This is a genomic window from Enterococcus haemoperoxidus ATCC BAA-382 (genome assembly GCF_000407165.1).
Lineage (GTDB): Bacteria > Bacillota > Bacilli > Lactobacillales > Enterococcaceae > Enterococcus_L > Enterococcus_L haemoperoxidus.
Window position 1 is genome coordinate 2,267,157 of sequence record NZ_KE136479.1, and the last position, 16,229, is coordinate 2,283,385.

The following is a 16,229-nucleotide window of genomic DNA, read 5'->3' on the forward strand; positions in this document are numbered from 1 at the left end:
TTATTTATTAAATATGAGTATCTGTTTCTTCTTTTTTTATTACTCCATCGTTCGCTCGGAACATTTGATTGTAACGTTCTTCGTCTTCTTGATTGTCTCTGATCACTTTTGAAAGTGTAAAAGAGGAAGAAATCAATCCAACTGATCCCATCAAATAGTAGCCTTTAACCATTAACGGCTCTTTTAATGTGTATAACCCAATCAACATCAATGCCACGAAAAAGGCAAATGATCCCCAACTTAGAAAGACAAATGCAGGTGTGTTTCTGTATGCTTTCTTTTTCATAATTCTCTCCTTTAAATATAATAATACTTTTTTAGTATAACATTACTATTTATTAAATGACAATCATTATTTTAATTTCAAAAAAATAATTAAATTGGAGAATTAATTCAAATAACAGATCAAACATTTAAATAAGCAATATCTTTAGGCAAAACTAATCGTCTTTTATCGATATATTTTCGTAGGTCCGTAATATTTTTAAATGACGGGATGTCTTCTACAATCATGTTGACCTCTTCTGCTACCGTTTCAATTGCATAATTTGACACATACAAATCATAATTTTGACCAGATCCGACCACTAGCTGATCATAAAAATGACTCTCTTGGACAAAAAGATTAACCTTGTTTCGAAAGTTTTCTTTCAGAACAGAACTCAGTAACTGAGCATGCTCCTTCCCCAAATCGCTCAAAACCAAAACAGATAATTGATGCCTCATTTCATCTGTAAGTTTGCTAAGGTCTTGCCAACGGATTGCCATTTCATGAAGAATACTATCTAAATACATACTTTTCCATGGGAATTTCATTTTATCTTCCAACACACCTAATGCTTTTTTGACAACCTCTGTAAAAACAATAAAGTTCTGTTTGATTGCTCGGCTAGAATATAAGTAACGATCATAGACCATAAATTTTTTATAGGGAAACATCTTGTGTTTTGCATAGATGTACTCGATCAAACGAACAATACTTACTCTACTTTGTTCTGAAATAGAGATAGAAAGTGCTTCTTTAATTGTCGTTACCAAATTTTCCGCTTGATGAATAACATTTAACTTCTCCTGTTCATTATCCCAACCAAAATCCCACCAAAAAATAGAATAACAAAAATCTTCATACCAATTATCAGGAAGAACGACATTTAATGGTGCTGCAATCTCTTCTACATCAGCTTGATACTTCTTCACATCAATCGTCGTTTTTACAAAGCTATTGATTGGATCTTTTCTATTTTGAATCAAAAATCCTTGTCTTTCTCTAATAATAGTAACAGCAATTGAATACGCTAAATGGACGATTTGACTATCATTCAATTCTAGTTCGAATTTTTTATTGATCTTATTCGACAACCTAAAGACCTTCTCTCGATCTAGATGAAAGGGCCATTCTCGAATTCCATATACCTCAATAAAATAGCAAGTAAAAAAATAGCGAATCTGTCGTTCGTCTTTACCATGAACAAAATAAGGTGAACGACTCATTTGAATATTGCGATCTTTTAACGCTGAACTAATTATATTGGACAAACGATATAAACTAGAATTGCTTAAAAATAAATTTTTCTCCCAGAATGATGCAGGCTGCATGGGATCAAAAAAAATTGACTCTAATAAGGAAAAAGCATTTGACTCTTGCATAATTTCAATATAAATTTCATGAATTGAACGATGTGGCGAAGTGATCAAACGAATACCATGTTTTCTTGACGTTTCTATCGTCAGATAATCTGACCAGCGATCTTCTATGTACTGACAATCCAACATGATCGTTTTTTTTGAGCAATTGATACTTTCAGCTAAATAATCCGAGGTGACCCAGCTTTTTGGTCCATTTAACAAGTTCAACAACAAGACTCTTCGATGCATAGATGGTGATAATAATCTTTCCATTTTGTCTCCTCTTTTCACCTTTTTTTATTTTTCTTCAAATTTTTCCAGTAGTTAAGATTTTTTTGAAGAAATCCCTATCTAACAATAATTATAGCATCTTCCTACCCTTTTTTGAACTAAACCAAAGCGCAACTCAATTGGTTTATTTAAAAGTGGGTCTTATTATAAAAATATAAAAGCGCGGATTTAAAATTTATCGATAAATGGAAAATCTCACCACAATTTTTGGAGGGGTTCTACATGAAAAAAAACACAATTAAACACACCATTCTCATTGGCTTCATCAGCATTTTAGGCATTACTTTATTTATTGGCGGCTATATTTTCACTGACGCATCCAATAGAGCAAACAACAATAATAGTGCAACAAAAAAAGCGAACGTTACTTTAGTTAAAAACGTGCCAACAGACAAAGAATTAGTTAAACTAGCAACTCCTGTAAAGCAAAAACAAGCGAAAGAAAAAATTGTTGCCGTGAATGCCACTAAAGATACTGTTGCACCAACGATAAATGTACCTGAAGAAACTGTTGAACAAAATGCTCAAGTTAATATCTATGAAGAAGTCACTGCTACTGACAATAAAGATGGAGATGTCACAGAAAAAGTAACCGCAAATCAAACGCTAGATACCTCCGTTGTAGGTACACAAACTATACATTTTACAGCTACTGATACTAGCGGAAATACTGGTGCTGCAGATAGAACATTCCACATTGTTCCAAAGAGTGAACCAACAACTACGCCAATCGTGGAACAAACGCCTGTAGAAGAAGCTCCTACGCCTATTGAAACAGCTACAGATCAAGCTGCACCTATCAGTGCACCCGCCGCTCCAGCAGAGCCTTCATATAGCGCAATGACGCTTACTCTAAACGGTCAAACGATTCCTTATCAAAATGGCGGACAAGGGAGTGGCCAAAGTGTAATTGATTCAAATCCTGGGGGTGTTGCCTCAACATGGGGCGGTGCAGCTGTTCAATCTGGCGATGATGGACAAAACACACATTTTATCGGCCACAATCCAGGTGTATTCTCTACTGTTTTCTCACTAGGAGCAGGCAGTCAAATTGTTGTAACCGACGCAAATGGTGCACCTACAACTTACACAGTTCGTACATTGTTACAATTAGATGACTATGGAACTGAAGTAGGAACAGGAACCAACTATTGGGATCTTACAGTAGGCACCGGTGGAGGAGAACGTATCACCTTACAAAGTTGTGTTAATGATGATATCAACTTATTTGTGATTGCTTATAAATAGTTTAAAAGAGCATCAACGAGGACTTATCTCGTTGATGCTCTTTCTATAAGTTCTGTGGCAATCGTTATTTTTCTTGCTACAGGCGCTTGTTCATGAATGATTGAAAGAATCGTCTCAACAGCCAGTTCTCCCATCCATTCCGTATGAATTTTTATTGTTGTCAACGGGGGACTAACATATTTTGCTACACTGATATCGTTAAAACCAATCACTGAAATATCTTCTGGCACCCGTAAGCCTACTTCCTGAATCGCTTTTAGAGCACCTACTGCCAAAGCATCACTGGAAGCAAAAAAAGCACTTGGAAAATCATTTGGATGTTGGCTCAAAAATTGTTTCATCAATTCATAACCAGAAGAAACAGTAAACGGACTTTTTAAGATGTATGCTTCATTAAGCAACTTTTTTTGTGCCAACATCTCTTTAAAAATTAGTAACCGTTTATCTTCAAGTAACTCGTGACTTCCTCGAGTATATTCTTCCCCAGCAATTATACCGATTTCTTGATGGTCATGCTGGATAAGATAGTTTAAAACAGATGACATGCTTTGATAAAAATCAATGACTAAAGAATTATAGCCTAAATCCAATGCGTCAAAATCCACAAATAATAAATTGGCATTCATTTCAACTAAAGAATCAGCTTGCTCTTTAGTAAACTTCCCTAAAGCAAGAATACCATCTACTTGCTCATGATCTAGCTCTTCTAAAGAACGTTTAATCAGCTCGAGCCCCAATTCTTCTGCCTTCTTCTCAATACCTAAACGAATAGAGAGATAATAAATATCTTCTAACTCTTCGACTTCGTCGTACCATTGAACCAACATGATTTTACCCTTAGCAGTTTTTGTATTTTTTTTATGTTTCGTGTAATTTAACTCTTCTGCCGCTTCAAAGACTTTTTGCTTAGTTTCGATTCCGACAGATAAATCTGGATCATAGTTCAGTACTCTAGAAACGGTAGCTGGCGAAACTCCTGCTAATTTTGCGATATCTTTGATCGTTGCCATCTTTTCACCTGCCTTATTTTATAAACTGTCAATAAATCGTTTAAAGGCTGCTTGTCCTTCTGGTGTTCGCTTATAAACCCCAGCATCAGCTAAAACTTGAGCAAAAATTTGTCCTACTTCCTTTTGAATAAGTTCTTTTGCATTTTTTTTATTAAAAGAATAGATTTCTTTCATCTGATCTGCCCATTTTTTATGGTAATCTGCAATCTGATTTTCTTTTTCTAAAACATATTTTTCTACTTCTTCCAATTCACTACCTAGTCGTGGGGGCAATACTGCTAAGCCCATCACTTCGATCAAACCAATATTTTCCTTTTTAATATGCTGAACTGCTTTATGAGGATGAAAAATTCCGTCTGGGTATTCTGTAGAGACATTGTTATCACGTAAAACTAAATCCAGTTCAAATAACTGTCCTTTGCGACGAGCAATCGGCGTAATAGTATGATGAGGAGTTCCATCTTCTGAAAAAGCTCGAATTGATACGTCTTCATCAGAATAATTACGCCACTTTTCTAGAATCAACGATGCCGCTTCAACGAGGTCTTCTGAATTTGGGCTTTGCAAACGAATCACAGACATTGGCCACTTGACAATTCCTGCATTCATTAGAGGAAAATCGCTCAACTCAAAATATTGTTCGATTTCTGCTTTCTCCATTGGGAAAACATGTCGTCCAGCTTGATAATGATCATGGGTTAAAATCGAACCACCTACAATTGGTAGATCCGCATTAGAACCAACAAAATAGTGAGGTAATACTTCAACAATTCTAATCAAGCGACGAAATGTTTCTTTTGAAATAACCATTGGACAATGTTCTTCAGACAAAATAATCGAGTGTTCATTGTAGTAAGCATATGGTGAATACTGAAAGCCCCAGCTCTCTCCATCTAAGTTCATCCGAATAATTCGGTGATTGGTCCTAGCTGGATAATTAGTACGTCCTTTGTAGCCTTCGTTTTCCATGCACAAGACACATTTAGGATAATCCACCTGTGCTGCTTGACGTTCAGCAGCAATTTGTTTAGGATCTTTTTCGGGTCTTGATAAATTGATCGTAATCTCAAGCTGGCCATATTCTGTTTCTGCTGGGAAAACAATATTTTTAGCAATTGCTCGAGTTTTGATGTAATCATTTTCTTGACTTAATTTAAAGAAATAATCAGTCGCATCAGCTGGATCTTTTTCATAATGTTGCGCAAAAAGAGCGTTCACCACTGAAGGTGGAGGTGTGAGAAAATCCATCAACTGTGCTTCAAAAATCTCTAAATCCATTGCTTCTTCTTTAACCGTACCATTTGCTACTGCTTGAGCCACTAATTCATCCAACAATTCTAAGGATGTCTTTTTTACGACTGTTGGAGAAATGGACTCTAATGATTCTTCACCGATCATTGCAAGTACACGATTTTGTAAATAAAGACGATCCAACTCCATCCAACCACCAGCTTGAATCGCTAAGGTTACAAAATCAGTAATAGTTTGACTAATAGACACAACATTTCCTCCTAGTTTAAAAGCTGAACAGGCTCATTCGGAGCTAGCCTGCGAAGCTAGATAAGTTTAAAAGCTGAAAAAGCTCATTCAGCCTTGACAGGAAAAAGATAAAAAATAACTGAGACTCTCTTTGGCTCATTTATTTTTTATCTTTTCCCCAAAAGGCTAGCTCTTGAAGCTAGATAATGCGTGGTAACAACGTTCCGCTTTGCTTCACCTTATACTATAACAAAATTACTTATTCATATCCTTTTGGATGACTGACATGCCAATCCCAAGCCGTTTTGATAATCTGTTTGATATCTGTGACTTGAGGCTGCCAACCCAAAATTGTTTTGGCTTTTTCACTTGAGGCTACCAGTTTACTTGGATCGCCTAAACGACGAGGTAATACTTTGGCCGGAATTTCTTTTCCAGTCACTTCTCTAGCTGCTTCAAGCATTTCTTTAACCGAATAGCCAGTATTACTGCCTAGATTGAAAATATTGCTTTCGTTGCCTTTTTGTAAATACTCCAACGCCGCAATATGAGCCGCAATCAAGTCTTCAATATAAACATAGTCACGAATACAAGTGCCATCTGGTGTATCATAATCATCACCATAAATTCCTAAATACGCTCTTTGTCCTAAAGCTGTTTGCAAAATGATGGGGATCAAATGAGTTTCTGGATCATGATCTTCACCAATAGAGGCATCTGATTTAGCCCCAGCAACATTGAAATAACGTAATGCAACATAACGCATACCATAAGCTTCGTCACACCATTTCATCATTTTTTCCATCATTAATTTGCTTTCGCCATACGGATTTTCTGGATTTGTGGGCATCGTTTCTACGATTGGCATCTCTTTAGGCTCTCCGTAGGTAGCAGCCGTTGAAGAGAAGACAATATGTTTAACGCCGAACTCCTCCATTACTTCCAATAGGATTTGGGTTCCGTAGACATTGTTATTGAAATACATCAATGGTTTTTCTACCGATTCACCAACTAGTGAACTTGCAGAAAAATGAATCACACCATCGATCTTTTCATTTTTGAACACATCCTGCATAAACACTTTATCTCGAATATCACCTTGATAAAATTGAGCTTTTTTATGAATTGATTGTTTATGACCCGTCTGAAGATTATCAACAACAATTACCTCATACCCTTTATTGACTAATTGATCTACTGCATGAGATCCGATGTAGCCAGCTCCACCTAAAACTAAAATAGACATGTTACTGCCTCCTTATCTGAATGTATTAGAAATTAAAATCTATTTTTTTAACGTATTCTTTATTCTACAGCTTTCTTGCTCCATCATCAACATTTGCAATATAAAAATCTGCCGGATAGCCAATTTTTTCTTGATAGGTTTGTCCTACTTGTTTAATAAAATAATCCATCTCTGTTTCTTTGACTAAAGCAATTGCACAACCGCCAAATCCGGCGCCTGTCATTCGGGCCCCTAAGACACCTGGGAATTTCTGTGCTTCCTCTACTAATGTATCCAGTTCAATTCCAGTTACTTCATAATCATCTTTTAAAGAGGCATGTGAATCATTCAACAATTGACCAAAACTTGATAAATCATTTTCTGCAAGGAATTTTTTTGCTTTAATTGTTCGCTGATTTTCAGTGACAGCGTGTTTTGCTCGTTTAATCAAACATTCATCTGCAATGACTTCTTTATTTTGCTCAAATCGTTCTACTGTTAATTCTCCCAAAGATTCAACCGGTAAAACACTTTGTAAACGGCTCAAAGCCAATTCACATTCTGCTCGACGTTCGTTATATTTTGAATCCGCTAGTTCTCTACGTTTGTTTGTATTCATGATTGCAATCGCATACTCGCCAAATTCTGCTGGTACCAATTCGAAATCGAGTGTATTTGTATCTAATAAAATTGCATGATCTCGCTTCCCCATACCGATCGCAAACTGATCCATGATCCCTGAATTTACCCCAATAAATTGATTTTCTACACGCTTACCAGTGACCACCAAGTCTAGCATTTTAACGTTTAAAGCAAATTGATTATTTAAAATAACTCCAATTAATAATTCGATTGAAGCTGAGGAAGAAAGTCCTGCTCCATTTGGGATCGTGCCATAAAAAAGAATGTCCAACCCTTGATTGATTGCATAGCCCTGTTCGATCAGGTAATGGATCATACCTTTAGGATAATTCGCCCACGCATCTTCTTTTTTATATGCTAAATCATTTAAAGAAAGTTCAATAATTCCTAATTCTGAAAAATTTTCTGAATAAAGACGAAACGTTTGATCTTCACGTTTTCTAGCTACCCCGTACGTTCCAATCGTAATGGCTGCTGGAAAAACATGACCACCATTATAATCAGTGTGTTCTCCAATCAAATTGATTCTTCCAGGAGCAAAATAGATTTCTTTTGACTCTGTTCCAAATACGGAATGAAATCGTTCTTTCAATTCGTTTTCCACGTTTATCACCTCTTGCTTCATTTTAGTAAATTAATTATAAAACATTTACTAAAAATTTACAACTTTTTTTGTAAAACGATTACATTCCTTTATAACCTTTCCTGATAATATCTTAGAAAAAAGGAAAATTCTACTTTTCTGACATAACTAATTGAACTTGCTATACTTTTACTACAATCTATTGGATTTTTTTCTTACTTTAGTACATAATGGAAGTGTCTAAATAACTGAGAGGAGAATGTATATGAAAAAATTTATTTCAGGAATGCTTGTGGGAACAGCCGTAACTTGCGCTGCTGTTGTCGGATTTGCAGCTACTATCAAAAAAACTGTTCTTGATCCAATCGAAGAAAAAGAAGATATGATTGAGGAAAACCGTAAAAAAGCAATGCGTAAACGTATTTCTCGATAATACGAAAAGTGGAACAAACCCGCTTAACTCTAACAGAAAAATAGGAAATCCTGTTTGTGATGCTTTTTATCACGATCAGGATTTATCTTTTTTCCGAAGAGTTGGTTTGTATAGCTAGATCATACGAAAAGCGCAACAATCCCGCTTAACTCTGACAGAAAAATAGGAAATCCTGTTTGTGATGCTTTTTATCACGATCAGGATTTATCTTTTTTCCGAAGAGTTGGTTTGTGTAGCTAGATCATACGAAAAGCGGAACAAACCCGCTTAACTCTGACAGAAAAATAGGAAATCCTGTTTGTGATGCTTTTTATCACGATCAGGATTTATCTTTTTTCCGAAGAGTTGGTTTGTATAGCTAGATCATGAAAAGCGCAACAAACCCGCTTAACTCTGACAGAAAAATAGGAAATCCTGTTTGTGATGCTTTTTATCACGATCAGGATTTATCTTTTTTCCGAAGAGTTGGTTTGTGTAGCTAGATCATGAAAAGCGGCATAAACTCTCTAACTCTAATTAAAAAAACAAAAGAGAAACAACAGTTCATTTGTTGTTCTCTTTTGTTTTTAGTTTACCTTCAAAAATAGTTTGGGCAATCACATCTGCTTCCCTTAGATTCCATGGATCAGTTCCAGGTCGAGAAGTAGCTGCTGTTAACCAATGAATTCCTTCTGTTGGAATACCATAACAAAATAATCCACTAATAACTTCACCTGTTTTTGACTGTATTTGATTCGTTTGTCGTTCTACTAAAAGTGCACCCGTCTGATAGATTTCACCTGAGGCTAAGTTCAATTGATGTAAACAGGCCGTTTCATCTCTTAAAAGTTGCTGTACTAATGGATTTAAACTGAATTGATTTGCCGTTTTCGGTAATCTTGCTTCAATTAAAAAATGAGTTTTATATTTTTGAATCGGGTCTTTTCGAGAAGAACCAATAAACCAACCTGCATCTGTTGCTATTTCCATTTCAGGGCTAAGAAGCGTTACGATTCCGGCTTTAATCAACGCTTTCAACTCTGCTATTCTTTCTAAAGGAGGACCGATTGATAAAAAGGCATTCAGCGGAGTGAACCAATCCCACAGCCATTTTTTATACTCATCATTTGTAAATAATTCATGATCCATCATAAAACGAACTTCATCTCGCAAATCTTTCAAACTATCTAATGCCGCTGCAAAAGGTCCTAAGATTGTGCCTTTTTTTGCCTGTTCAAAATCCCAATGCAAATAATCGCTAATAAATTTCTGAAAAGAATCTACTGCTTCCACGCTCTGATCTGGATGTTGCAGCGCCGACCAGTCCCAAAAGTCTTTTTGAAGAATACCATATTTTGCCAAGACTGAGTCAGCACCTTTTGTTCGGATAAATTCCTCATTGAAACGAGTCTGATTTACTTTGGGATAATTAGTAGCGACCAGCGCTGAATAATAAGCAAATTCTACTTCTTTTTTTAATAGTTCAAAAAATTGCTCAGCCGAAAAATTGCCTTTTCTTTTAAACTTATTCAAACTTTTTTCTTTTAGAAAACGCGGCTGATATTCTTCGCCATACCCTTTCTGATTTACACCTCTAGCATGGTAAGGAATGCCTCTACCTGATCCTGCAATAATTTTAGGTTCTTTTCCAGAAGGATAGTAAATAAGTTCTCCGTTTTGCTCTTTAAATATGCCTCCGCGTTCGCTCGTTAGCAAGTTAAGATAGTCGAAAAAAACCAACCCTAATCCTCTGATTAAAACTGATGTATTCTCTGTGATTGCTTCAAGATAAGCATCTGCTGCATTTTTAGGAGAGGAGTAAAATAAGCGATGCTCACTAGCATAATGAGCTAACTCTTTTTCGTTTCCAGTTAGTTCATTTTCTTGATGCCCTAATGCTAAGATAACTTTATCCACCGTTGTCTCTACTGCTTTGGTATAAACTAAAAAATTTTCATCCTGCATTTTTACAGCTCGAACCGTATCTTTAAAGAATTTTACCGATGTCTGTTCAGTCATTCTCATCTGAATATATTCATAGAACCATTTTTGATATAACCCATAAAAGACTCGGGAACAGTGATCATTTGGCCCTAAGTTTTCGCACTCTTCCAACAATGCCACCCTATTTTCAAAATTGTGTTTCTTGATAAAAGCGATAGCTTCTCCTTGTGCCCATTCATATAAATTGGGCCCCTTTGCTATAGGACCTTTCGTACTTAACGTTTCATCTGTAAATAAAGTGACGTGGGAAGCAACTGAATTCATTAACAAAGATAATGGCTGGTCTTCTCGCCAGACTTTACCTCCTGGTCCATAAGGATCGAACATTGTAATTTGAATCACCTGTTCATCTCTTGACCACTCAACAATTCTCTCTAAAACAGAAAGCCCGCGAGGACCACCGCCAACAATCGCGATTTTCATTTTCTTCCCCCTTTTTACCTATTTTCTTGAGTTAATTTTACTCATTTTTTTCTAAAACTTCTTTTAATACTCTCGCATTATTATGCACTTCATCCTTTGCACTATAAATCAGCGTAATCACAGGATACTCTTTTATAATTTTTAAAAGTTCTTGAAATGCAACAAGTGTTTCACCCGATTGTAATTCAGTCAGATATTGTTCTTTGAATAGAGGAAATTTATCTGGTTCATGATTAAACCACTTTCTGAGCTCATTACTTGGCGCAATGTCTTTAAGCCATACATTCAACTGTTCTTTTTCTTTTGACATTCCTCTAGGCCATATGCGATCGACTAATACACGAAAACCATCATCAGGACTTACATTTTCATATGCTCTTTTAGTTTGAATCATGTTTGTCACCTCCTCTTTATTTTATCCTAATTGATAAAAAAAGAAACGATTTACGATTTTTATTCAGAAACAAAAAACACAGAGAAGTAAACGTTGTCCATCTTTCGAACCGTCGTTTCTCTCTGTGCTTTATTGATTAAGCATTTTTCTTTTTCGTTTTGCCAGTCCAGCCTTCATAGCCGCCCTTTAAAATATAAAGATCTTTATAGCCATTTTTACGCAATTGATTTGCTGTACGAATACTTAATGATTTTTTTTGATCATAAATATAGACAGGTTGATCCTTACGAATTGAATTCAACGTTGTTTTGATCGTTGTATAAGGCATGCTGCGCGCACCAAGAATATGGCCTGCATCGAATGAGTCTTTTTCACGAACATCAATGATTTGCGCTTTTCTCATACCTTCTTTAAATTCTTCTTCTGTAATCGTTTTGGCAGAGCGTTTTGCCATGATTCTAAGGTATAGCTCATTGATCCCCATTGCTAATAAAATTGTTAATAAAACACCGTTGATAATCCATAAAACGTTCATTCTAAAATCCCTTTCTTACTCTTTCTCCATGAATTGTAATGCAAGTGAGGCAGCACCGATAACGCCTGCTTCATTGCCTAACTCAGCAAGTTTGACTTGCGTGCTAGTACGAACTTCTGGGAAAGTAAATTCTTCAAAATAGGTTTGAACACGACTACGTAAAAACTCACCAGCAGCAGAAACTCCGCCGCCAATTACCACGCTAGACGGATTCAAAGTATTTCCTACATTACCGATTGCAAGTCCTAAGAAATAACACACGCGATCCACTACCATCAAAGCAAATGGATCATCTGCTTTGGCATAGTCAAAGACATCTTTACTTGAAACATCTTGGCCATCATCGATCGCTTGTTTTAGCTTAGAATCACCTGCATATTCTTCTGACATATGTCGAGCAACCCGAACAACTCCTGTTGCACTGGAAACAGTTTCTAGACACCCCCGTTTACCACAAGTACATTCAAATCCACCAGGATCAACTGTTACATGACCAATTTCACCAGCACAGCCGTTAACACCGTGTAATAAATTGCCCTCTGCAATAATACCACCGCCAACGCCTGTACCAAGTGTGATGAAAACAACATCTGGATTGTTTTCACCAGCGCCTTTCCAACGTTCACCTAAAGCGGCCACATTGGCATCATTATCTAAAACAAAAGGAATACCTGTTGCTTCTTCGATTTGCGCTTTTACATTTTGTTTTTTCGTCCAGTTAAGATTATAAGCCCCGACTACAGTCCCTTTTTTAATATCGACACTACCTGGAGTGCCCATGCCGATCCCGATAAAATCTTCATGTTTCATCTCATAAAGAGAGATTCGGTGATTGATTGATTCGATGATATCCGGTACGATATGACGGCCTTCATCCAGAATATTGGTTTCAATACTCCATTTTTGCTGAATATCTCCGTTAGTTGTTAAAATCGCAAACTTAATCGTTGTTCCGCCTAAATCAATCCCAATCAATTTCTTATCCATTTACTCGGTTCCTTTCTCAGTTGCTCTGCTTTCTTCAATTCGATGTTCTCGTTGCAAAACACTTCTCGCATGGAGGTAAGTGTCTCGATCAATTAAGTGACCTTCATAAATATTTTTCAATTCGATCATCATCAACTCGATATCATAAATTCTAGCACCTACATAAATGTAAATACCGAACTGTTTAAATAACTGCTGCACATCATATAGCGTTTCCATTAAATGCACTTCCTTATTATACGAGAGGCTGAGAAAAAAGCGTCTAACTCCGAGAAATAAGAAAAAATTCATAGAAATTGCTTTTCAAATTTTTATGAATTTCTTCTTATTTCCGAAGGAGTTGCATTTTTCTCACCGTTTATCCAGATTAGAGTGAGTGAAGCATTGCTTCACTCACTTCCTTATTATACAAGTAAACCGAATTTTTTAAAACCCAAGACTAGGCAAACACCTAACAAAAATACGAAAATGATTCCAGCTATGATTCGTTCGTGGATATTGAACTCTTCTGAACGATCCGGTACAGCTAAAGCAGATGCTACTAAAAGCCCTCCAATCAAGCCACCGATATGGCCCATGATATCAACTGAACTGCTAAATAAATTAAAAATCAAGTTGATACCAATAAACGTTGCATAACGCTGAACCATAAATGAGATCGCCGGATTATTTCTAAAATGACGACCTAAGATAATAAAGGCGCCAAATAAACCAAATAGAGATGTACTTGCACCCGCTGAAATACTGTTTGGGGAACCAAAAGTAAAACTAATAATATTTCCAGCTACACCACTCAGTAAATAGATAAGAAGATAACGCCAGTGACCATAAACACTCTCAACTTGTGATCCTACATAATACAATGTCACCATATTTACCACAAAATGCAACCAACCGATATGCAAAAACATCGGAGTAAAAAAGCGCCAATATTCATGTAAATAAAGAATCTCGCCTCGTGACATCGCTCCCCAGTTAACCAAAACCTGCCCGTTTTCTGACCCACCAGTCAGTTCCATCCCTAGAAACACAATCGTCGTGATTCCAAGTAACAGATATGTCACTAACGGTTGTTTCAATATTCTTTTTATTTTCATTTGTGTTTGATAATTCATACGGTCCTCCTAGCTGATAAATAATCGTTTTACAGGTAAATCGAAAGATTCTGGCTGCCAATTTTCCTGAATTTGTTCACTGAATACCAAACTGCACGTTTCACCATGATAATTTTGAAGAAAACGATCATAAAAACCTCCACCAAAACCAATTCGAAACCCTTCATGCGTAAACACAATCCCCGGTACAACTAATAAATCGATTTTTTCAGCAGCTACAACTGGTGCTGCCACCGGCTCAGCCACACCAAATGCGGTCTTTTCAAATTTAGTTTCAGACGTTACAGAGTGAAACGTCAGCTGCCGATCACTGCCAGTGATCGGCATCAACACTTGTTTTTCTTCCAACAAACCTTTATCAAGCAAAATATGCGTATCAAATTCAAAGTCTAGTGGTTTAGTGATTGCGATCGTTTTTGCCTTTTTCCAATAAGGATCATTGAACAAAGCTTGACTAATAGCTTGTTCTTTTTGCTTTTTTAATAGTGGATGCTCATAAAGCCATTTTAAGTTTGTTAAACCTAGTTTCCTTAACCGTGCTTTTTCCACATGCATCCCTCCACACAATAAATCGCTTTGATTTTCACTTAAATACCTTTTTAACCTTACCTTGTAGTTTATAGAAAAAACCACTAAATAGCAAACAGATTTCTAGTCTTTTGTATCAGAATCAAGTCTTTTTTGTAACCAAGCACCGATTGCTTTATAGACTTCTTTTTTTTCATTTTCCAATAAAATTTCATGGCGCAGTTCTGCAAATAAAACAAGTGAAACATCCTTGATTCCAGCCTCATCCAATTCTTTCGCGACCTTTCTAGGCCCTTTACCAAAATCTCCTACTGGATCTTGTTCACCGCTGATAACCAAGATTGGTAAATCCTGATCGATATTCTGTGCCCAACCATCGCGATTCGCTCCATCAACTAAACGGAATAACGTATAAAAACCATTATTCGTGAAAGTAAAACCAGTTAATGGATCCTCTTCATATTCCCTTACATTATCTTGATTTTTACTTAGCCAATTAAAACTACCTGTTTCTGGAAATTGTTTGCTAAAAGAACCAAAGGCCATATGATCCAGCCATTTATTTTGTTTTTCTGGCGCCGCTAAATTTAATCCTTTAGTTAAAGAAAGAGCTAATGGGAGCATTGCAGCATTTTTACCCGTTCCCATAAAAATAGCACCACTGATTTCCGATCTATATAATTGTAAATAATTACGTAAAGCAAATGAACCCATACTATGTCCCAACATAAAATGCGGTAAGTCTGGATAATTTTTCCCAATCCATTCTTTGACCTGATGAATATCTTCTAGTACAAAGCTAACTGACTCTCCTTTGCCGAAATACCCATGTTTTGGTTCATCTTCTGTAACAGATTCACCGTGCCCTAAATGATCATGACCTACAACAATAAAGCCTAAATCATTTAGATACTTGGCAAAATCATGATAACGTTCAATATATTCCGCCATTCCATGAATAATCTGGAAAGTTCCGATTGCCTTACGTTCAGGCTCCCAGCAGATAAAATGACTCGTTGTTTTTTGATCCGATGACAAAAAAGTATTGTGCTTCATATTCTTCCCTCTTCTCAATTGATAGTTTTTATTATAAAGTATTCTTACGTAAATGAAATAGTCAAATGTTCAATTTTTTATTATTGTTCCTTTTATGAAAGAACTGGAGGAGAAAAATGAAAATTCAAATTATCGGAGCATCTGGGACAGGGAAAAGTACCTTAGAAAATTATATAGCCGAAAAAGAAAAAGTGAAGTGGATCGATACTGATTGTTATATTTGGAAAGACGAGACCTTTTCAGAAAATTATCCAATCGATCAGCGACTAAAAATGTACGCCAACGATCGGGAAAAATACAATCGATTTGTTGTTTCTGGCTCTGTATTTGCATGGAATCCTACTGGCTTTAACGATCGAGATTTATTGGTTTTTCTCACTTTGGATGACAAACTACGATTCCAACGCCTAAGACAACGAGAGATAGAGAGGACTGGTGAATCTTCTTTGTGGTTAGACATGCACGGAAATCAAACTAATGACTTTTTAGATTGGTGTAAAACATATTATACTGCTAACGATCCATCCAAAATTGGAACATTTGCGGAACATACTTACCAAATGAACCATTCTAGTAGTCCTGTTTTAAAAGTAAACAGTGATCAGTCCTTAGAAGAACTTTACCAAACAATCATGCGGTTCGTAATAAAATAGCAAAAAAAGCCTTTTATG

The 16,229-nt window shown here is 36.3% G+C and carries 17 protein-coding genes; 3 read left to right on the top strand and 14 right to left on the bottom strand.

Annotation, left to right across the window (positions count from 1 at the left end):
* Positions 1-7 precede the first annotated feature (7 nt).
* Positions 8-286 (bottom strand): YiaA/YiaB family inner membrane protein, encoded by a 279-nt coding sequence (locus tag I583_RS10440; RefSeq protein ID WP_010760512.1) that lies wholly within the window; start codon positions 284-286, stop codon positions 8-10.
* Positions 287-405: 119 nt separating this feature from the next.
* Positions 406-1,899, bottom strand: coding sequence for an AcpB/EbpR/MafR family transcriptional regulator (locus tag I583_RS10445; protein ID WP_010760511.1), 1,494 nt, complete (start codon positions 1,897-1,899; stop codon positions 406-408).
* Between the two features lie 240 nt (positions 1,900-2,139).
* On the opposite strand from I583_RS10445, the gene I583_RS10450 reads away from it, so the two are divergent.
* A complete protein-coding gene (locus tag I583_RS10450) occupies positions 2,140-3,165 on the top strand; it encodes an immunoglobulin-like domain-containing protein (protein ID WP_010760510.1) in 1,026 nt (341 codons plus the stop codon).
* Positions 3,166-3,188: 23 nt separating this feature from the next.
* Here I583_RS10450 and I583_RS10455 read toward each other — a convergent pair whose 3' ends face one another.
* The 4 genes from I583_RS10455 to I583_RS10470 all read right to left on the bottom strand — a co-directional run bounded on the left by I583_RS10455 (position 3,189) and on the right by I583_RS10470 (position 8,125).
* Positions 3,189-4,175 carry a LacI family DNA-binding transcriptional regulator gene (locus I583_RS10455; protein ID WP_010760509.1) on the bottom strand — a complete coding sequence of 329 codons (987 nt, stop codon included), beginning with the start codon at positions 4,173-4,175 and terminating at the stop codon, positions 3,189-3,191.
* Positions 4,176-4,193: 18 nt separating this feature from the next.
* Positions 4,194-5,675: a UDP-glucose--hexose-1-phosphate uridylyltransferase gene (gene galT, locus I583_RS10460; protein WP_010760508.1), complete on the bottom strand. Its 1,482-nt coding sequence runs from the start codon at positions 5,673-5,675 to the stop codon at positions 4,194-4,196.
* A gap of 238 nt (positions 5,676-5,913) precedes the next feature.
* Positions 5,914-6,900: a UDP-glucose 4-epimerase GalE gene (galE, locus tag I583_RS10465; RefSeq protein WP_010760507.1), complete on the bottom strand. Its 987-nt coding sequence runs from the start codon at positions 6,898-6,900 to the stop codon at positions 5,914-5,916.
* A 64-nt stretch (positions 6,901-6,964) separates the two neighbouring features.
* Positions 6,965-8,125, bottom strand: coding sequence for a galactokinase (locus I583_RS10470; protein ID WP_010760506.1), 1,161 nt, complete (start codon positions 8,123-8,125; stop codon positions 6,965-6,967).
* A gap of 244 nt (positions 8,126-8,369) precedes the next feature.
* On the opposite strand from I583_RS10470, the gene I583_RS16515 reads away from it, so the two are divergent.
* A complete protein-coding gene (locus I583_RS16515) occupies positions 8,370-8,537 on the top strand; it encodes a DUF3042 family protein (protein ID WP_010760505.1) in 168 nt (55 codons plus the stop codon).
* A gap of 543 nt (positions 8,538-9,080) precedes the next feature.
* Here I583_RS16515 and I583_RS10475 read toward each other — a convergent pair.
* From I583_RS10475 to I583_RS10510, 8 genes are all read right to left on the bottom strand, one after another.
* Entirely contained in the window at positions 9,081-10,943 is a 1,863-nt protein-coding gene (locus I583_RS10475; protein WP_010760504.1) for an FAD/NAD(P)-binding protein, read from the bottom strand.
* Positions 10,944-10,980: 37 nt separating this feature from the next.
* Positions 10,981-11,337 carry a DUF488 domain-containing protein gene (locus I583_RS10480; protein ID WP_010760503.1) on the bottom strand — a complete coding sequence of 119 codons (357 nt, stop codon included), beginning with the start codon at positions 11,335-11,337 and terminating at the stop codon, positions 10,981-10,983.
* Between the two features lie 136 nt (positions 11,338-11,473).
* Positions 11,474-11,872, bottom strand: a complete 399-nt coding sequence (locus I583_RS10485; protein WP_010760502.1) for a rhodanese-like domain-containing protein — start codon at positions 11,870-11,872, stop codon at positions 11,474-11,476.
* A gap of 15 nt (positions 11,873-11,887) precedes the next feature.
* Entirely contained in the window at positions 11,888-12,859 is a 972-nt protein-coding gene (locus I583_RS10490; protein WP_010760501.1) for an ROK family glucokinase, read from the bottom strand.
* Positions 12,860-13,078, bottom strand: a complete 219-nt coding sequence (locus I583_RS10495) for a YqgQ family protein (RefSeq protein ID WP_010760500.1) — start codon at positions 13,076-13,078, stop codon at positions 12,860-12,862.
* 185 nt (positions 13,079-13,263) lie between these two features.
* Entirely contained in the window at positions 13,264-13,974 is a 711-nt protein-coding gene (locus I583_RS10500; RefSeq protein ID WP_010760499.1) for a rhomboid family intramembrane serine protease, read from the bottom strand.
* 9 nt (positions 13,975-13,983) lie between these two features.
* Positions 13,984-14,523, bottom strand: a complete 540-nt coding sequence (locus I583_RS10505; RefSeq protein WP_010760498.1) for a 5-formyltetrahydrofolate cyclo-ligase — start codon at positions 14,521-14,523, stop codon at positions 13,984-13,986.
* Positions 14,524-14,625: 102 nt separating this feature from the next.
* Complete coding sequence (locus I583_RS10510) at positions 14,626-15,558, bottom strand: alpha/beta fold hydrolase (RefSeq protein WP_010760497.1); 933 nt, start codon at positions 15,556-15,558, stop codon at positions 14,626-14,628.
* 116 nt (positions 15,559-15,674) lie between these two features.
* On the opposite strand from I583_RS10510, the gene I583_RS10515 reads away from it, so the two are divergent.
* Complete coding sequence (locus I583_RS10515; RefSeq protein WP_010760496.1) at positions 15,675-16,211, top strand: AAA family ATPase; 537 nt, start codon at positions 15,675-15,677, stop codon at positions 16,209-16,211.
* Positions 16,212-16,229 lie beyond the last annotated feature (18 nt).

Excerpts from the sequence above, each read along its gene's own strand:
- I583_RS10440 (WP_010760512.1), bottom strand. The coding sequence starts at position 286 with ATGAAAAAGAAAGCATACAGAAACACACCTGCATTTGTCTTTCTAAGT.
- I583_RS10445 (WP_010760511.1), bottom strand. The coding sequence starts at position 1,899 with ATGGAAAGATTATTATCACCATCTATGCATCGAAGAGTCTTGTTGTTG.
- I583_RS10450 (WP_010760510.1), top strand. The coding sequence starts at position 2,140 with ATGAAAAAAAACACAATTAAACACACCATTCTCATTGGCTTCATCAGC.
- I583_RS10455 (WP_010760509.1), bottom strand. The coding sequence starts at position 4,175 with ATGGCAACGATCAAAGATATCGCAAAATTAGCAGGAGTTTCGCCAGCT.
- galE (WP_010760507.1), bottom strand. The coding sequence starts at position 6,900 with ATGTCTATTTTAGTTTTAGGTGGAGCTGGCTACATCGGATCTCATGCA.
- I583_RS16515 (WP_010760505.1), top strand. The coding sequence starts at position 8,370 with ATGAAAAAATTTATTTCAGGAATGCTTGTGGGAACAGCCGTAACTTGC.
- I583_RS10475 (WP_010760504.1), bottom strand. The coding sequence starts at position 10,943 with ATGAAAATCGCGATTGTTGGCGGTGGTCCTCGCGGGCTTTCTGTTTTA.
- I583_RS10480 (WP_010760503.1), bottom strand. The coding sequence starts at position 11,337 with ATGATTCAAACTAAAAGAGCATATGAAAATGTAAGTCCTGATGATGGT.
- I583_RS10485 (WP_010760502.1), bottom strand. The coding sequence starts at position 11,872 with ATGAACGTTTTATGGATTATCAACGGTGTTTTATTAACAATTTTATTA.
- I583_RS10490 (WP_010760501.1), bottom strand. The coding sequence starts at position 12,859 with ATGGATAAGAAATTGATTGGGATTGATTTAGGCGGAACAACGATTAAG.
- I583_RS10495 (WP_010760500.1), bottom strand. The coding sequence starts at position 13,078 with ATGGAAACGCTATATGATGTGCAGCAGTTATTTAAACAGTTCGGTATT.
- I583_RS10500 (WP_010760499.1), bottom strand. The coding sequence starts at position 13,974 with ATGAATTATCAAACACAAATGAAAATAAAAAGAATATTGAAACAACCG.
- I583_RS10510 (WP_010760497.1), bottom strand. The coding sequence starts at position 15,558 with ATGAAGCACAATACTTTTTTGTCATCGGATCAAAAAACAACGAGTCAT.
- I583_RS10515 (WP_010760496.1), top strand. The coding sequence starts at position 15,675 with ATGAAAATTCAAATTATCGGAGCATCTGGGACAGGGAAAAGTACCTTA.